Source organism: Azospirillum canadense, assembly GCF_025961225.1.
GTDB classification, from domain to species: domain Bacteria; phylum Pseudomonadota; class Alphaproteobacteria; order Azospirillales; family Azospirillaceae; genus Azospirillum; species Azospirillum canadense.
This window is the reverse complement of sequence record NZ_JAOQNG010000001.1, coordinates 888,068-903,304: the sequence shown is the minus strand read 5'-3', so window position 1 is coordinate 903,304 and position 15,237 is coordinate 888,068. Positions and strand designations below refer to the sequence as shown.

General features: G+C 70.0%; 12 protein-coding genes. 7 read left to right on the top strand and 5 right to left on the bottom strand.

Going from position 1 to position 15,237, the window contains the following annotated elements:
• Positions 1-29: 29 nt before the first annotated feature.
• From M2351_RS04295 to queG, 7 genes are all read left to right on the top strand, one after another.
• On the top strand, positions 30-602 hold the full coding sequence (locus M2351_RS04295; RefSeq protein WP_319801868.1) for an NADPH-dependent FMN reductase: 573 nt from the start codon (positions 30-32) through the stop codon (positions 600-602).
• A gap of 225 nt (positions 603-827) precedes the next feature.
• Complete coding sequence (locus M2351_RS04290) at positions 828-2,249, top strand: FAD-binding oxidoreductase (RefSeq protein ID WP_264654907.1); 1,422 nt, start codon at positions 828-830, stop codon at positions 2,247-2,249.
• A 245-nt stretch (positions 2,250-2,494) separates the two neighbouring features.
• On the top strand, positions 2,495-3,841 hold the full coding sequence (locus M2351_RS04285) for an ABC1 kinase family protein (protein WP_264654906.1): 1,347 nt from the start codon (positions 2,495-2,497) through the stop codon (positions 3,839-3,841).
• 71 nt (positions 3,842-3,912) lie between these two features.
• Positions 3,913-4,935: a tRNA preQ1(34) S-adenosylmethionine ribosyltransferase-isomerase QueA gene (gene queA, locus M2351_RS04280; RefSeq protein ID WP_264654905.1), complete on the top strand. Its 1,023-nt coding sequence runs from the start codon at positions 3,913-3,915 to the stop codon at positions 4,933-4,935.
• Positions 4,932-6,113 carry a tRNA guanosine(34) transglycosylase Tgt gene (gene tgt / locus M2351_RS04275; RefSeq protein ID WP_264654904.1) on the top strand — a complete coding sequence of 394 codons (1,182 nt, stop codon included), beginning with the start codon at positions 4,932-4,934 and terminating at the stop codon, positions 6,111-6,113. Before queA ends, tgt begins: the two co-directional genes overlap by 4 nt.
• Positions 6,106-6,570, top strand: a complete 465-nt coding sequence (queF, locus tag M2351_RS04270; RefSeq protein WP_209765989.1) for a preQ(1) synthase — start codon at positions 6,106-6,108, stop codon at positions 6,568-6,570. The genes tgt and queF overlap by 8 nt, the downstream gene beginning before the upstream one ends.
• Positions 6,571-6,690: 120 nt before the next feature.
• A complete protein-coding gene (gene queG / locus M2351_RS04265; RefSeq protein WP_264654903.1) occupies positions 6,691-7,812 on the top strand; it encodes a tRNA epoxyqueuosine(34) reductase QueG in 1,122 nt (373 codons plus the stop codon).
• Between the two features lie 34 nt (positions 7,813-7,846).
• Here queG and M2351_RS04260 read toward each other — a convergent pair whose 3' ends face one another.
• The 5 genes from M2351_RS04260 to M2351_RS04240 form a co-directional block, all read right to left on the bottom strand.
• Complete coding sequence (locus M2351_RS04260) at positions 7,847-9,343, bottom strand: glycosyltransferase (RefSeq protein ID WP_264654902.1); 1,497 nt, start codon at positions 9,341-9,343, stop codon at positions 7,847-7,849.
• A complete protein-coding gene (locus tag M2351_RS04255) occupies positions 9,340-10,368 on the bottom strand; it encodes a lysylphosphatidylglycerol synthase transmembrane domain-containing protein (protein WP_264654901.1) in 1,029 nt (342 codons plus the stop codon). The genes M2351_RS04260 and M2351_RS04255 overlap by 4 nt, the downstream gene beginning before the upstream one ends.
• A gap of 42 nt (positions 10,369-10,410) precedes the next feature.
• Positions 10,411-11,349, bottom strand: a complete 939-nt coding sequence (locus tag M2351_RS04250) for a glycosyltransferase family 9 protein (RefSeq protein ID WP_264654900.1) — start codon at positions 11,347-11,349, stop codon at positions 10,411-10,413.
• Positions 11,339-12,574, bottom strand: coding sequence for an O-antigen ligase family protein (locus tag M2351_RS04245; protein ID WP_264654899.1), 1,236 nt, complete (start codon positions 12,572-12,574; stop codon positions 11,339-11,341). Before M2351_RS04245 ends, M2351_RS04250 begins: the two co-directional genes overlap by 11 nt.
• Before the next feature lie 166 nt (positions 12,575-12,740).
• A complete protein-coding gene (locus M2351_RS04240; protein WP_264654898.1) occupies positions 12,741-15,122 on the bottom strand; it encodes a methyl-accepting chemotaxis protein in 2,382 nt (793 codons plus the stop codon).
• Between the last annotated feature and the right edge of the window lie 115 nt (positions 15,123-15,237).

Genomic DNA, 15,237 nt, shown 5'->3' with positions numbered 1-15,237 from the left:
CCCGGACTGTGCTGAAAAGGGAGAAGGTCATGCCGTCGGAAATCCGCGTTCTGGGCTTTGCCGGGTCGTTGCGCCGGGCGTCGGTCAACCGGGGCCTGCTGCGCGTCGCGGCCGGGCAGCTGCCGGAGGGCATGAATCTCGACGTCTTCGACCTCGCCCCCATTCCGCTCTACAACGGGGACGTCGAGTCGCAGGACGGCTTTCCGGAGCCGGTGGTCGCCTTCCGCGAGGCGATCCGGGCTGCCGACGCGCTGCTGATTGTCTGCCCGGAATACAACTATTCCATCCCCGGCGTGCTGAAGAACGCCATCGACTGGGCGTCGCGCGGGGCGGACCAGCCCTTCGCGGGCAAGCCGGTTGCCCTGATGGGAGCCGGCGGCGGGTTGGGCTCTGCCCGGTCGCAATACCATCTGCGGCAGGTCTGCGTGTATCTGGACATGCACCCGCTGAACAAGCCGGAGGTGATGGTGCCGATGTCCGGACAGAAGTTCGACAAGGACGGCGAGCTGACCGACGAGTCGGTCCGGCCCAAGGTCGCGGCGCTGCTGGCGGCGCTCGCCGGATGGACGCGCCAGCTGCGCGGAGATTCCCGCGGGGAGTAGCGTCCGGACCAAATTATGGGGTGCGTACAGCCCGTAAGAACGCCGCCCGCGCCCTTTCCGGAATGGCCCACCCGCCGGTGCGGCCGTAGTCTTGTTGCGCTGAAACAGCATCAATCGATCATGAAATTTTCATTCACGACGTGAGCCGCGCGGTTTCGCGCCTGTCCGACCATCGTCAGAGCCCGCCGCGCCGGCCCCCGCACAACCCTTTTCGGGAGGTGACCGATGGGCGACTTCACGGTGCGCACCGCCGACCGGCGGGACACGACCCTCACCCAGCAGGCCGTCGACGACCTCGGCGCTCGGCTGCGCGGCACGCTGCTGACGCCGCAGTCCGACGGTTATGAGCAGGCGCGGGCGATCTGGAACGCCATGATCGACCGCCGGCCGGGCCTGATCGTCCGCTGCGCCGGGGCCGCCGACGTGATGCAGGCCGTGCGCTTCGCGCGGGAGAACGGGCTGCTGGTGTCGGTGCGCGGCGGCGGACACAACATCGCCGGCAACGCGCTGTGCGACGGGGGCGTCCTGATCGACCTGAGCCCGCTGCGCTACGTCCATGTCGATCCCATGGGCCGGACGGCGCGGGTGGCGCCCGGCGCCACGCTGGGCGACCTGGACCGGGAGACGCAGGCCTTCGGGCTCGCCGTGCCGACCGGCATCAACTCCACGACGGGAATCGCCGGGCTGACGCTGGGCGGCGGCTTCGGCTGGCTGACGCGGAAATACGGGCTGACCGTGGACAACCTGCTGGGCGTGGACATGGTCACCGCCGACGGCCAGTTCCTGCGGGCGAGCGCGGACGAGAACGCCGACCTGTTCTGGGCGGTGCGGGGCGGCGGCGGAAACTTCGGCGTCGTCACCTCCTTCACCTTCCGCCTGCACCCCGTGGGGCCGATGGTGACGGCCGGGCTGATCGTCCATCCCTTCGACAAGGCCGGCGACCTAATGCGCCGCTACCGCGCCGCCGCGGCCGCCCTGCCGGACGAGGCCGCCTGCTGGATCGTCCTGCGCAAGGCGCCGCCCCTGCCCTTCCTGCCGGCCGAGGTGCACGGGAAGGAGGTGATGGTGCTGGCCGTCTTCTGCGCCCTGGACGAGGCGGCGGCGGCGAAGGCGCTGGAACCGGTGCGGGCGCTGGGCCAGCCCATCGGCGAGCATCTCGGCCCCATGCCTTACGCGGCCTGGCAGGCGGCGTTCGACCCGCTGCTGGCGCCGGGCGCGCGGAATTACTGGAAGTCGCACAACTTCACACGGATCGACGACGGGCTGATCGACCTGCTGGTGGCGGAGGCCGGAAAGCTCCCGTCGCCCCACTGCGAGATCTTCGTCGGGCAGCTGGGCGGTGCGGCCAACCGCGTGCCCGCCGACGCGACGGCCTACCCGCACCGCGACGCGGACTTCGTGATGAACGTGCATTCCCGCTGGGAGACCGCGGCAGAGGACACGCCTTGCGTGCGTTGGGCCCGCGACGTCTTCGACCGCACGGCAAGCTACGCCACGGGCGGGGTGTACGTGAACTTCGTCACCGACGACGAGCAGCGCGTACAGGCCGCGTACGGCGCGAACTACGACCGGCTGCGCGCGTTGAAGCAGAGGTACGATCCGGGCAACCTGTTCTGCGTGAACCAGAACATCGCGCCGGCTGGATAAATTAACCCTCTCCCCCCTGGGGAGAGGGTGGCCCGAAGGGCCTCTCGCGCAAACGAAGTTTGCGCTGACGGCGTCAGGCGGATGCCTCTGGCATCCGTTGAGAGCCGGTGAGGGGGTCCCGCATTTTCGGTACGTCCAGCACAAGCGCAACCCCCTCACCCTAACCCTCTCCCCAGGGGGGAGAGGGGACGTCTTCAACCCAGCAAGGACTCGCCTTTCGGCCCGGCCGCACCCACCTATTCGGCATGCCGAACACAGACGAGAACACGCTGGGCGGCCGGATCGCGCGGTACGCGCGGGTCGGGACCGCCGTGGGGGGCCTTGCGGCCCGTTTCGCCGGGGAACGCGTGCTGGGCATCCCGCTGGAACGGGAACGCCACGCGTCCGAACTGCGCGTGGCGCTCGGCGGCCTGAAGGGGCCGCTGATGAAGGTGGCGCAGCTGCTCTCCACCATTCCCGACGCGCTGCCGCGCGAGTATGTGCAGGAACTGTCGCAGCTCCAGGCCGACGCGCCGTCCATGGGCTGGCCCTTCGTCAAGCGCCGCATGGCGAGCGAACTCGGCCCCGTCTGGCACAAGCGGTTCCAGAGCTTCGAGCACACCGCCGCCGCCGCGGCCTCCCTGGGGCAGGTGCACAAGGCCGTGGGGCTGGACGGACGGGAACTGGCCTGCAAGCTCCAGTACCCGGACATGGCCTCGGCCGTGGAGGCCGACCTGCGCCAGCTGGGCCTGATCTTCGCGATCTTCGAGCGCAGCGACAGTGCCGTCTCCACCAAGCAGATCCAGGCGGAGATCGGCGCGCGCCTGCGCGAGGAATTGGATTACGAACGCGAGGCCAAGCACGCCCGCCTCTACCGGCACATGCTGGCCGAGACGCCCGGCGTCCATGTGCCGGTGGTGGTGCCGGACCTGTCCACCCGCCGCCTGCTGACCATGGAATGGGTGAACGGGCGCAAGATCCTGGACTTCGTCAAGGACCACCCGGACGCCCGCGACGAGTTGGCCATGAACATGTTCCGGGCCTGGTACGTGCCCTTCTACTGCTATGGCGTCATCCACGGCGACCCGCATCTGGGGAACTACACGGTGCGGCCGGACCGGTCGATCAACCTGCTGGACTTCGGCTGCATCCGCGTCTTCCCCGCGCGCTTCGTCAAGGGCGTCATCGACTTGTACGACGCGCTGAAGACCGGCAACCAGGACAAGGCGGTGGAGGCCTACCGCACCTGGGGCTTCGGCAATCCGTCGAAGGAGCTGGTGGACGTCCTGAACATCTGGGCGCGCTTCGTCTACGCCCCGATCATGGACGACCGCGCCCGCCGCATCGAGGAGACCAACTCCGGCCATTACGGCCGCGAGACGGCCGCCAAGGTGCACGCGGAGCTGCGCCGCGTCGGCGGGGTAGAGGTGCCGCGGGAGTTCGTGTTCATGGACCGCGCCGCCATCGGGCTCGGCTCCGTCTTCCTGCACCTGAACGCCGAGGTGAACTGGTACCAGCTGTTCCAGGAGATGATCCGCGGCTTCGACGTTGACGTCCTGCAGGCCCGCCAGACCGCGGCGCTGAAGGCGCAGGCCCTGCCGTTGCCGGAATGATGGGGCCGGAGTGAACACCGACTCGTAATGCTTCCCTCTTGCTTCCCGAATGGTCTATACGGGCGGCTCCCATGAAGACCACCGATTTCGACTTCGACCTCCCGGCGGACCGGATCGCCGAGCATCCGGTCAAGCCGCGCGACGCCGCCCGCCTGCTGGACGTGGCGGAGCGCCTGCACGACCGCGTCGTGCGCGACCTGCCCAGCCTGCTGGAGCCGGGCGACCTGATGGTCGTGAATGACACGCGCGTCATCCCCGCCCGGCTGGACGGCCGGCGCGGCGAGGTGCGCGTGGAGATCACCTTGCACAAGCGCGAGGGGGAGCGGGAATGGGCGAGTTTCGCCCGTCCCGGCAAGCGGCTGAAGCCCGGCGACGTCATCGCCATCGCCGACGACTTCTCGGCGGAAGTGCTGTCCAAGGACGGCATGGAGGTGCGGCTGCGCTTCTCCGCCGGCGGGGCGGAGCTGATGGCGGCGCTGCACCGCCACGGGCGCATGCCCCTGCCGCCCTACATCCGGCGGGAAGCGGACGCGCAGGACGCGTCGGACTACCAGACCGTCTTCGCCGCGCGGGAGGGCGCCGTGGCCGCCCCCACCGCCGGCCTGCACTTCACGCCGGAACTGCTGGCGGCCCTCGACGCCCGCGGAATCCGCCGCGTGCCGGTGACCCTGCACGTCGGGGCCGGCACCTTCCTGCCGGTGAAGGTGGAGGACGTGGCGGACCACCGCATGCACAGCGAATGGGGCGAGGTCCCGGCGGAGACGGCCGAGGCGATCAACGCCACCCGTGCCGCCGGCGGGCGCATCGTGTCCATCGGCACCACCCCGCTGCGCATCCTGGAGACGGTGGGGCTGGAGGACGGCACCATCCGGTCCTTCAGCGGCGAGACGGACATCTTCATCACGCCCGGCTACCGCTTCAAGATCGTGGACCTTCTGGTGACCAACTTCCACCTGCCCCGCTCCACCCTGTTCATGCTGGTCTGCGCCTTCGCGGGCATGGAGCGCATGAAGGCGGCCTACGCGCACGCCATCGCGGGCCAATACCGTTTCTTCAGCTACGGCGACGCGTCGCTGCTCCGGAGGGCTTCATGACCGGCACCACGCTCGGGATCGGATTCGATCTTCTGAAAACTGATGGCCGGGCTCGGCGCGGGCAAGTCAAGACCGCGCACGGCGTCATCAACACCCCGGCCTTCATGCCCGTGGGCACCGCCGCCACCGTGAAGGCGATGACCACGGACGCCGTGAAGTCCACCGGCGCCGAAATCCTGCTGGGCAACACCTATCACCTGATGCTGCGCCCGACCGCGGAGCGGGTGGCGCAGTTGGGCGGCCTGCACCGCTTCATGAACTGGGACAAGCCGATCCTGACCGACAGCGGCGGCTTCCAGGTCATGTCGCTGTCCGACCTGCGGACGATGACCGAGGAAGGGGTGACCTTCAAGTCGCACCTGGATGGCAGCAAGCACCACCTGACGCCGGAACGCTCCATCCAGATCCAGCACATGCTGGACAGCAACATCACCATGTGCCTGGACGAGTGCACCCCCTTCCCGGCGACGGAGGCGCAGGCGGCGTCCTCCATGCGGCTGTCCATGCGCTGGGCCAAGCGCAGCAAGGACGCCTTCGTGGAGCGGCCGGGCTATGGCCTGTTCGGCATCGTGCAGGGCAGCGTCTATCCCGACCTGCGAGCGGAGAGCGTCGCGGCGCTGGCCGACATCGGCTTCGACGGCTACGCCATCGGTGGGCTGGCCGTCGGCGAGGGGCAGGAGACGATGTTCACCGTCCTGGACTTCACCGAGCCGCTGATGGTCAAGGACCGCCCGCGCTACCTGATGGGCGTCGGTCGGCCGAGCGACCTGATCGGTGCGGTGCGCCGCGGCGTGGACATGTTCGACTGCGTGATGCCGACCCGATCGGGCCGCACGGGCCAAGCCTTCGTGCGGCGCGGCACCATCAACATCCGCAACGCCCGCCACGCCCACGACGAGCGCCCGCTGGATACCGAATGCGGCTGCCCCGCTTGTCGAAACCACAGCCGCGCCTATCTGCATCACCTGTTCAAGGCGGGCGAGATGCTGGGGCCGATGCTGCTGACCTGGCACAACCTGCATTACTACCAGGACCTGATGGCGGAGCTTCGGCAGGCCATCGAGGACGGCCGCTTCGAGGAGGTCGCCAGCGCGCTGGAAGCCCGCCTGAACGAGGGCGACATTCCGGCCAACGCCGATCCCCTCGCGAAGGCCAAAAAGGAATCCGCGAATGTCTGAGAACATCTACGCCGGGTTGACGCAGCTCGGCGGGGCGACCGTCCAGCCGAAGACGCCGGAAGAGGCGGTGCTGGAGCGCGTGCCGAACCCCAACCCGGGCGAGCAGTACCTCGTGCGCTTCACGGCGCCGGAGTTCACCTCGCTCTGCCCGATCACCGGGCAGCCGGACTTCGCGCATCTGGTCATCGACTATGTGCCCGGCGACTGGCTGGTGGAGTCGAAGTCGCTGAAGCTGTTCCTGACCGCCTTCCGCAACCACGGCGCCTTCCACGAGGCCTGCACGGTCGGCATCGGCAAGCGGCTGGTGGACGAGCTGAAGCCGGTGTGGCTGCGCATCGGCGGCTATTGGTACCCGCGCGGCGGCATCCCCATCGACGTGTTCTACGCCACCGGCGAGCCGCCGAAGGGCGTGTGGATCCCGTCGCAGGAGGTCCAGCCCTACCGTGGGCGCGGCTGATCGCGGGGATTCACTACAGAGACACGGAGATTTCCGCCCGGGCGACTGCCCGCATCCGGTGCGACCGTTTTCTTCTGATTTTCTCTGTGTCTCTGTGCCTCTGTGGTTCAAGGCATCACCATGGCTGACCCTGCCCTCTCCATCCGCGAAGCCATCCGCAACCGGGCGCTGGCGCTCGGCTTCGACGCGGTCGGCTTTGCGAAAGCGGAGCTGGGCGAGGAGGCCAAGGCCCGGCTCGCCGAATTCCTGCGCCAGGGCCGGCACGGCGACATGGGCTGGATGGAGGACAAGGCCGACCGCCGCGTCCACCCCCAGGCCCTGTGGCCGGAGGCGCGCACCGTCATCGCGCTCGGCACCAGCTACGCCCCCGCTGAGGACCCGCGCGCTCTGCTGGACCACCCCGACCGCGGCATCGTGTCGGTCTACGCGAGGAACCGCGACTACCACGACCTGATCAAGGGCCGGCTGAAGACGCTGGGCCAATGGCTCGCCCACACGCACAAGGCCGAGCTGAAGGTGTTCGTGGACACCGCCCCCGTGATGGAGAAGCCGCTGGCCCAGAAGGCCGGGCTCGGCTGGCAGGGCAAGCACACGAACCTCGTGTCGCGCACCCACGGGTCCTGGCTGTTCCTGGGCGAGGTCTACACGACGCTGGAGCTGCCGCCGGACGAGCCGGGCACGGACCGCTGCGGCAACTGCCGCCGCTGCCTGGACGCCTGCCCCACCGCGGCCTTTCCGGCGCCCAACCAGCTGGACGCGCGGCGTTGCATCTCCTACCTGACGATCGAGCACAAGGGGCCGATCCCGGAGGAACTGCGGCCGCTGATGGGCAACCGCATCTACGGCTGCGACGACTGCCTGGCCGCCTGCCCCTGGAACAAGTTCGCCCAGCGCAGCCACGAGGCCGCCTTCCTGCCGCGCGCGGAACTGACCGCGCCGCGGCTGGCCGATTTGGCGCAGCTGGACGACGCGGGATTCCGGCAGGTGTTCAGCGGATCGCCGATCAAGCGGATCGGGCGGGACCGCTTTGTGCGCAACGTGCTGGTGGCGCTGGGGAACAGCGGCGACGCGCGGCAGGCGCCGGTGGTCGAGGCGCTGTTGGGGGACGCGAGCGAGGTGGTGCGCGACGCGGCGGTTTGGGCATTGGGACACCTTCTCCCTCTCCCCTCTGGGGAGAGGGTCGGGGTGAGGGGGTCCCGCGACTCTGGTACGTCCGGCACAAGCGCAACCCCCTCACCCTAACCCTCTCCCCAGAGGGGAGAGGGAATTTGGAGGCTCAAAACGCCTTCAGCTTCTTCCAGGCGAACAGGACCATGCGCAGAAGCAGGAAGCCGTGGCTGAAGCGGCTGATCTGCGTCTCGCCGTAGGTGCGGTCGGCGTAGCGGATCGGCACCTCGACGATCTTCAGGTTCAGCTTCGCCGCGCCGAAGATCAGGTCGAAGTCGCCGAAGGGGTCGAAGTCGCCGAAGTAGTGGCGGTTCGCGACGATCTGGTCGTAGTCGCGCTTGCGCAGCACCTTCGTGCCGCACAGCGTGTCGGTGAAGCGCGTGTTCAGCAGGAAGGAGAAGATCTGGGCGAAGGTGCGGTTGGCGACCCAGTTCAGGAAGCGCATGGCCTGATCGGCCATCGGGTAGACCAGCCGCGTGCCGTTGATGAACTCGCCCTTGCCCGACGCGATCGCCTGGTAGAACTTCGGCAGGCTTTCCGGCGGCACCGTCAGGTCGGCGTCGAGGATCATCAGGATGTCGCCGCGCGCGGCGTTGAAGCCCTTGCGGACGGCGTCGCCCTTGCCCTTGCCATCCTGCTTCAGGACCTTGATGTCCCAGTCCGGGTAGGCGTCGCGGACGCGCAGGCATTCCTCGTAGGTGTTGTCCTTGCTGTTGCCCTCAACGTAGATCACCTCCAGGTCCGGGCAGAAGCGCGGCAGGCGGCGGATGGCGTTCTCGATGTTGCCGCGCTCGTTGCGGCAGGGCACCAGGACCGTGCAGGAGGGCAGTTTTTCCGGCGCCGCCATCACGGCCTCAGTCACCGCCGGGCGGGCCACCACGTAGTTGCGCACGCAGAGCCGGCGGATGCCCGGCAGCGGCGCGATCCAGCGGTTGACCAGCGTGCCCAGGCCGAAGGCCTTGCGCGGCACCAGCTGGCGCCATTCGCGCCGCACCGGCTCCCACCCCGCCAGATCCAGCAGGTTCATGGTGTCGGCGGTGCTGAGCCAGTTATGCTGGCCCTGCGGCATCTTCAGCCCGAGGCTTTCGGCCCAGGCGAGGATCGGCTCCCACGCGCGGCTGTGATAGCTGACGATGATGCGGGTCTGCGGCGTGGCGAAGCGGTGCAGCAGGCGCAGCGTCTCCTCGCAGTCGTCCAGGAAGCCGATGGTGTCGGACAGCAGGATAACGTCGAAGGTGCCCTCGATGCGGGCCAGATCCGTGGGGTCCTCGGCGTTGCCGGCGTGGAACTCCAGGTAAGGGTGCCGCTCGCGGGCGCGGTGGATCATGCCGGGGGCAAGGTCGATGCCGACGCCGCGCGACGGCTGAAGGAAGGCCAGCGTGTCGCCCAGGCCGCACCCGATCTCCAGCACGCTGGCGCCGTCCGGCACCAGGAAGCGCAGGTAGGCGCGGTCGGCGTCGTGGAAGGCGGAGTTGCGGGACGCCCAGCGGTCGACCTGCGGAGCCAGCGTCTCGAACAGCGAGCGCACGGCCTTCTGGCGCGGGCTGAGGGGGCGGCTCTCCACCGTTTCGGGGCGGTTGTCGTGTTCGAGAGTCATGACGGTCATGAAGGTGTTCCGGAGGGTGCGGAAGCCTCACCCCGGCGGTCCGACAGGCGGCGGCCCGACAGGCCGAGCCAGAGCAAACCGCCCGGCAGGGAGGACAGGGTGACGGACAGCCCGATCATCAACGACAGGACCAGGGCTTCCGCCGGGCCGAGGCCGTAGAGCGCAAAGCCGGCCACGAAGGCCCCCTCGCGCACGCCCCAGCCGTTGAGGGAGATGGGCAGCGCCGCCGCGAAGATGGTCATCGGCACGACGGCCACCGCGTCGGCCACCGCCACCGGGAGGCCGAGCGCGCGGGAATAGGCGATCACAGCGACGATGGTGCAGACATGCACCGCCGTGCTGTGGACCAGCCCGACCAGGGCCCAGCGGCTGAACAGCGCGCCGCGCAGCCGGGACACCAGCGACTGGAGGGCGACGACCGGCGGTCGCTTGAGAATGGACGGCAGCGGGATGCGGTCAGCCTGGATGCCGGCGAGGAGGCCGGCGGTCAGCAGCAGGACGGCGGCGGGACCGGCCCAGGCGACGGCGGGCGGCGCCGTGGCGACCAGATGCGGCAGCCCGGCGAACAGCAGGAGGACGCAGCCGACCAGGGCCAGCAGCCGGTCCATGACCAGGGCGAGCACCACGGCGGAGGAGGAACCGCCGCCGCGGTAGGTCAGCCAGCCGCGCACCACGTCGCCGCCCAGCGCCCCCGGCAGCACCTGCCCGAAGAACAGCCCGGCGAACATCAGCCGCATGGCCAGCCAGCGGGACACCCGCTCTCCCGCCGCGTGCAGCGCGTCGCGCCAGCGTTCGGCGGAGCAGACGACCGAGAGGAATTTCGCGGCAAATCCGGCGGCGAGCCACGCCGGGTCGGCGCCGGCGATGCGATCGAGCACCCCGGACCAGTCCGCCTTCGACGCCAGCAGGCCGAGCACCGCCAGCGTCACCACCAGCTTGGCGGCCAGCATCAGCCGCCCGCCCGGCTTCGGCGCGGGCAGCACGACCGGATCCGTCGGGCTGAGGCTGACCTCCTGGCTGCTCAAAACCTTGAAAACTCCTGAAACCCCGGGAATCAGGGCGGCACTCTACCGGTTCGCGGAAACCGCGTCCATCGCGTCCAGCACGCCGGCCACGTCCATGGCCGCGAAGTCCGGCCGGTGGTGGACCACGACGCGCGGCCCATTGGCGTGGATCGGCTTGGACGCGTCGGAGAAGACGGCCACCGTCGGGCAGCCGACCGCGGCCACCAGATGCGTCGGGCCGGTGTCGTTGCCGACCGCCGCCCAGGCCCGGCGGGCCAGCCCGGCGATCTCCGGCACGCTGGTTTGGCTGGTCAGGTCCACGGCCGCCGGACAGGCGGCGGCGATGCCCCTAGCGAGGTCGGCCTCAATCGCGGTGCCCAGTACGACCGGCGTCACGCCACGGTCCGCCAGGGCGTTGGCGAGATCGGAATAACGCTCGATCGGCCAGCGCTTGTCCGGGCGGCCGGGGGAGGAACCGGGGATCAGCAGGGCGTAGGCACCCGTCAGGCCAAAGCGGGCGGTGTCGGCGTCCAGCCAGGACAGGTCGGGCGTGTCGTCCAGCGCAATGCCGAACGGGGCGAGTTGCCGGGCGTAGCGCGCCAGCACCGGCACCCGGCGGCGCCCGGCATACTGGTCGCGGTGGGACGCACCCAGCGCCGTGCCCGACCATTCCGGCCAGGGGCCAGGGGCGAGCAGCCAAAAATACCGGTCGGTGCGCGGCTGCGCCTGCAGATCGTAGACGCGGTCGAACCGCCCGGCGCGCAGCAGGCGGCGCACCCGGAGGTAATCGGCGAGCTTGCGCCCGCGCGGGTCCTCCAGCACCTCGTCGAACAGGCCGCTGAGGCGGGCGAGCGGGGCCAGCGACGGCAGGGTCAGCAGGGCGAGATGGGCGCCGGCGTGGTGGCGCCGGATGGCGGCGAAGGCGGTCTGCGCCAGGAAGAAGTCGCCGAAGGCGCCCAGCTTGATGACCAGGACCCGGCGCGGTTCCGCTTTAGTCATCATGGGCCGGCGTGCGGGCGGCGAGGCGCAGCATCAGCCCAGCCGACAGGATGCCGGCCATCCACCAGGCCTGCCAGATGCCGTAGGCGGTGCTGACCATGGCGAGGCCGGAGGCGAACAGGGCGAGCGCGAAGGGCTGCTCCCGCTCCTCCAGCCGCGCCGTCCCGAAGAGGAGGAGCAAGGCTGCCGCCAGGGCCAGCGCAGCACCCAGGCCGCCCAGCTCCAGCCAGACCTGGAGGAAGGCGTTGTGCGGGTGCAGCGGCAGCAGGCTGTCGGTGATGATGCCGAAGCGCGACACCTCGCCTTCCGGCATCAGGGCGCGGGAGGCGTCGATGCCCTGCCCGAGGAAGGGCGTCTCCAGGGCGCGCTCCGCCGCCATGCCCCAGATCTCCACGCGGTGCTGGGCGGAGCGGAACAGCCAGGGGGCGGCGTCGAGGTCGAGAACGCGGTCGAACAGCAGGACGGCCGGCAGGACCGCGGCGAAGGCAAGGGCCAGTGCGGTCCCCAGGGCGGCCCGAACCGCCCGCACCGACCAGCAGGACAGGAGGAAGACGGCCACGCCGACGGCGATGCCCATCATCGCCGACCGGCTGGTCAGCAGAAGGCAGGCCGCCGCGTAGCCGATGGGCAGCAGCAGCGCCAGCCCACGCCGCCCGCCGCGGTCGAGCGCCATCGCCGCCGGCCAGACCAGCAGGCAGAGCAAGGCCGCGGTGCGCTTGGGAACGTTGCTGTCCGCGATGGGGAAGTCCGCCGGGACGTGGTTCCACCAGCGGTGCAGCGGGAAATCCAGCGCAGCCTCCGCCGCGAAGACCGCGATGCCGACGAAGGTGCCGGCCAGGAACAGCTGGATCAGCCGCCGCGCCTCCACCCCCGGCAGGGAGGACAGCCACGCCCCGCCGGCCAGCGCGCTGAGCGCGATGTAGCTGATCTCTACCACCGTCAGACCGGCGCGGGACGATGGGCTCCACATCACCGAAAGAGCGGCCAGCAGCAGGAAGGCGCCCACCACGGCCGTGCCCGGCAGCGCCCGTTGCAGGCGGCCGAGCGCGTCGCGTCGCGCCAGCCCGGCCAGCCCGATCAGGATCACCGAAATAGCCCACACCGGCAGCCCACGCGGCGCCACCGCCGCCAGTGGCCCGAGCAGCAGCGCCGCCAGACCGGCCAGCACCGCCAGGAAGGAATCGGGAAGCGCCTTGGAGGAATCGAGGCGTGACAGGGAGAAGGCCATGTGATCTCGCGTCCGGAAGGCACGGCGCGGCTTAACAGAAGCCCGGTGTGAAAGCAACGGGGAGCGGCCGGGTGAATGTTGGGGCGGGGGGTGGTTGCACTGGGCCCCCACCCTAACCCTCCCCCGCCTTCGGCAAGGGAGGGAACTCCGCCGCATTGAAGCAAACCTACGCCGAGCGCACCTTGTTCAGGAAGCCTTGGACCTCCGACCGCAGATGTTCGGCCTGACGGGCCAGCGTGCGGCTGGCGTCGAGGACGGCGTCGGCGGCGCCGCCAGTCTTGCTGGCGGCGTGGGTGACCTCCGCGATGTGGCGCATCACCTGTTGCGTGCCCTCCGCGGCCTCGTTGACGTTCTGCGCGATCTCGCGGGTGGCGAGGCCCTGCTGCTCCATCGCCTGGGCGATGTCGGTCACGGTGCGGCTGATCGTCCCGACCGCGTCGGAGATGGTGCGGATCGCCTCCACGGCACCGCCGGTCGCGGCCTGCATGTCCGCGACCTGGGAGGAGATTTCCTCCGTCGCCTTGGCGGTCTGGCCGGCGAGGTTCTTGACCTCCGTCGCCACGACCGCGAAGCCTTTTCCGGCCTCCCCGGCGCGGGCGGCCTCGATGGTGGCGTTGAGCGCCAGCAGGTTGGTCTGGCTGGCGATCTCGCCGATCAGGTTGACGACCTGCCCGATGCGCTGGGCCGCGTCGGCCAGCCCTTCGACGATGGTGTTGGTCTCCCGCGCCTTGCCCGCCGCACCCATGGCCACCTGCGAGCTGGCGTTGAGCTGGCGCGAGATCTCGGCGATGGAGGAGGACAGCTCCTCCGCCGCCGCGGCGACGGTCTGGACGTTGCTGGAGGCCTGCTCCGACGCCGAGGCCACGGCGCTGGACTTCGCGGTGGTCAGCGCCGCGTCCGACGACATCTCCTGCGCGTCGCGGCCCAGGTTGCCGGCCGAATCGGTCAGCGAGACGACGACGCCGGACACCGCCTGCTCGAAGCCCGCAGCGAACTCGTTCATGGTGCGGCGGCGGTCGGCGTCGATCTGCCGCCGCATCTCCTCCCGCTCGCCCTCCATGCGCTGCATCTCCAGCGCGTTTTCCTTGAAGACGCGCAGCGCCAGCGCCATGGCGCGCAGTTCGTCCTTGCGGTCGGCGCCGGGGATGTCGACGTCCAGGTCGCCTTCGGACAGGCGGCCCATGGCGCCGGTCATGGCGTGCAAGGGAAGCGTGATGCCGCGGTCGATGAACCAAGCCAGCAGCAAGCCCAACGCCAGCGACACCAGCGCGCCGACGATGATCACGGTGCTGGCGTTCGCGCGCCCGTTCTCGCGGTCCTCGCGCTGGATGGAGACGAGCCGCGCCACCTGGTCGCTGACCGCCCCGGCCGCCTTGGCCATGGCGGTGGAGGCGGCGCGCTGGTTCTCGCTGGCCGCGACCAGCGCCGCGAACTCCCGGTCGAACGCCTGGGCGGCGTCGGTGATCGCGGCGATCAGCGCGCGGCCGTCCGCATCGGCCAGGACGGCGCCGGCCTGTTTCGCCAGATCCAGCGTCTCCTTGACCGCCGCGGCGACGGTGGCCCGCGCCGCCGCATCGCCCCCCAGCAGATAGTCGCGCTGGCCGAGCATGGCGGCCTGCGCGTTCTGGATCAGGCGCATGGCGACGCCGCGCAGCTGAACGGCCTCGTTCACCTCGCTCTGCGCGAAGCCCGCGGCTTCCTGGAGGGCAGCGGACACCGAGCCCTGGTTTTCCTGCATCTCGTGGGCGAGCTTCTGGATCTGCTGGGCGTGGGTGTCCAGCCCCCGGCCCGACTCGGCCGCGCTGACCTGGTCCAGGGCGGCGCGGTAGTCGCGCACCGCGGCGACGATCTGCTTGGCAAGGTCCTCGTCGTTGGTGCCGGCCAGATCCTTCTCCACGCTCTCGACGGTCGACAGCAGCAGCGCGACGGCGTCGCCGACGGCCTGCATGCCAGCCGGGTTGCGCGTGCGCAGGAACTCCGCCTGCAGGCGGCGGGCCTCCAGCACCGTCTCAATCAGCCGGTCGGCGCGGTCGGAGGTGTCGCGCGCCTGCCGGACCGCGTGCTCCGCGTCGCGCAGGCTGACCATGTTCTGGTCGTAGCGGTCGGACTGCTGGCGGCCGATCTTCTCCGCGATGTCCTTTAGGGCGCGCGCCCGGGTCTCCATGCCCTCGGTGCGGGCGCGGGCGTCCTTGTCCTGGGCGACGAAGTTGGCGAAGGCGGCGCGGTAGCCGTCGATGCCCGCCAGGATGTCGTCCAGCAGGCGGACGCTGCCGGCATCGTCCAGCGCGCCCTTCGTCTCGCGCGCTTCGGCCCGCAGGGTCTCCAACATGCCCGGCACGCTGGCGGCGGCCCGGGCGTCGCGCTCCGTCACGAAACGCGCCTCCTCGATCCGCACGGCCTTCAGGCGGGTGTCCAAATCGGCGGTGTGCGCCGCGACATCGACGCGCCCGGCGTAGGTGCGCAGGCTGCTCCAGCCCACGAAGGCCACGACCATCGTCAGCAGAAGGACGGTCACAAACCCAAGCGCGATACGCTTTCCGATCGTCATGGCAATCGGGCTCCCCCGAGTTCAGCGGCGCCGCTTCCGCGGTTTTGATGCCTTGTCTTAACCTTATATGCCGCCAAGAATTAATTTCTGGTATGACCTGTGTCATTCCTTAACA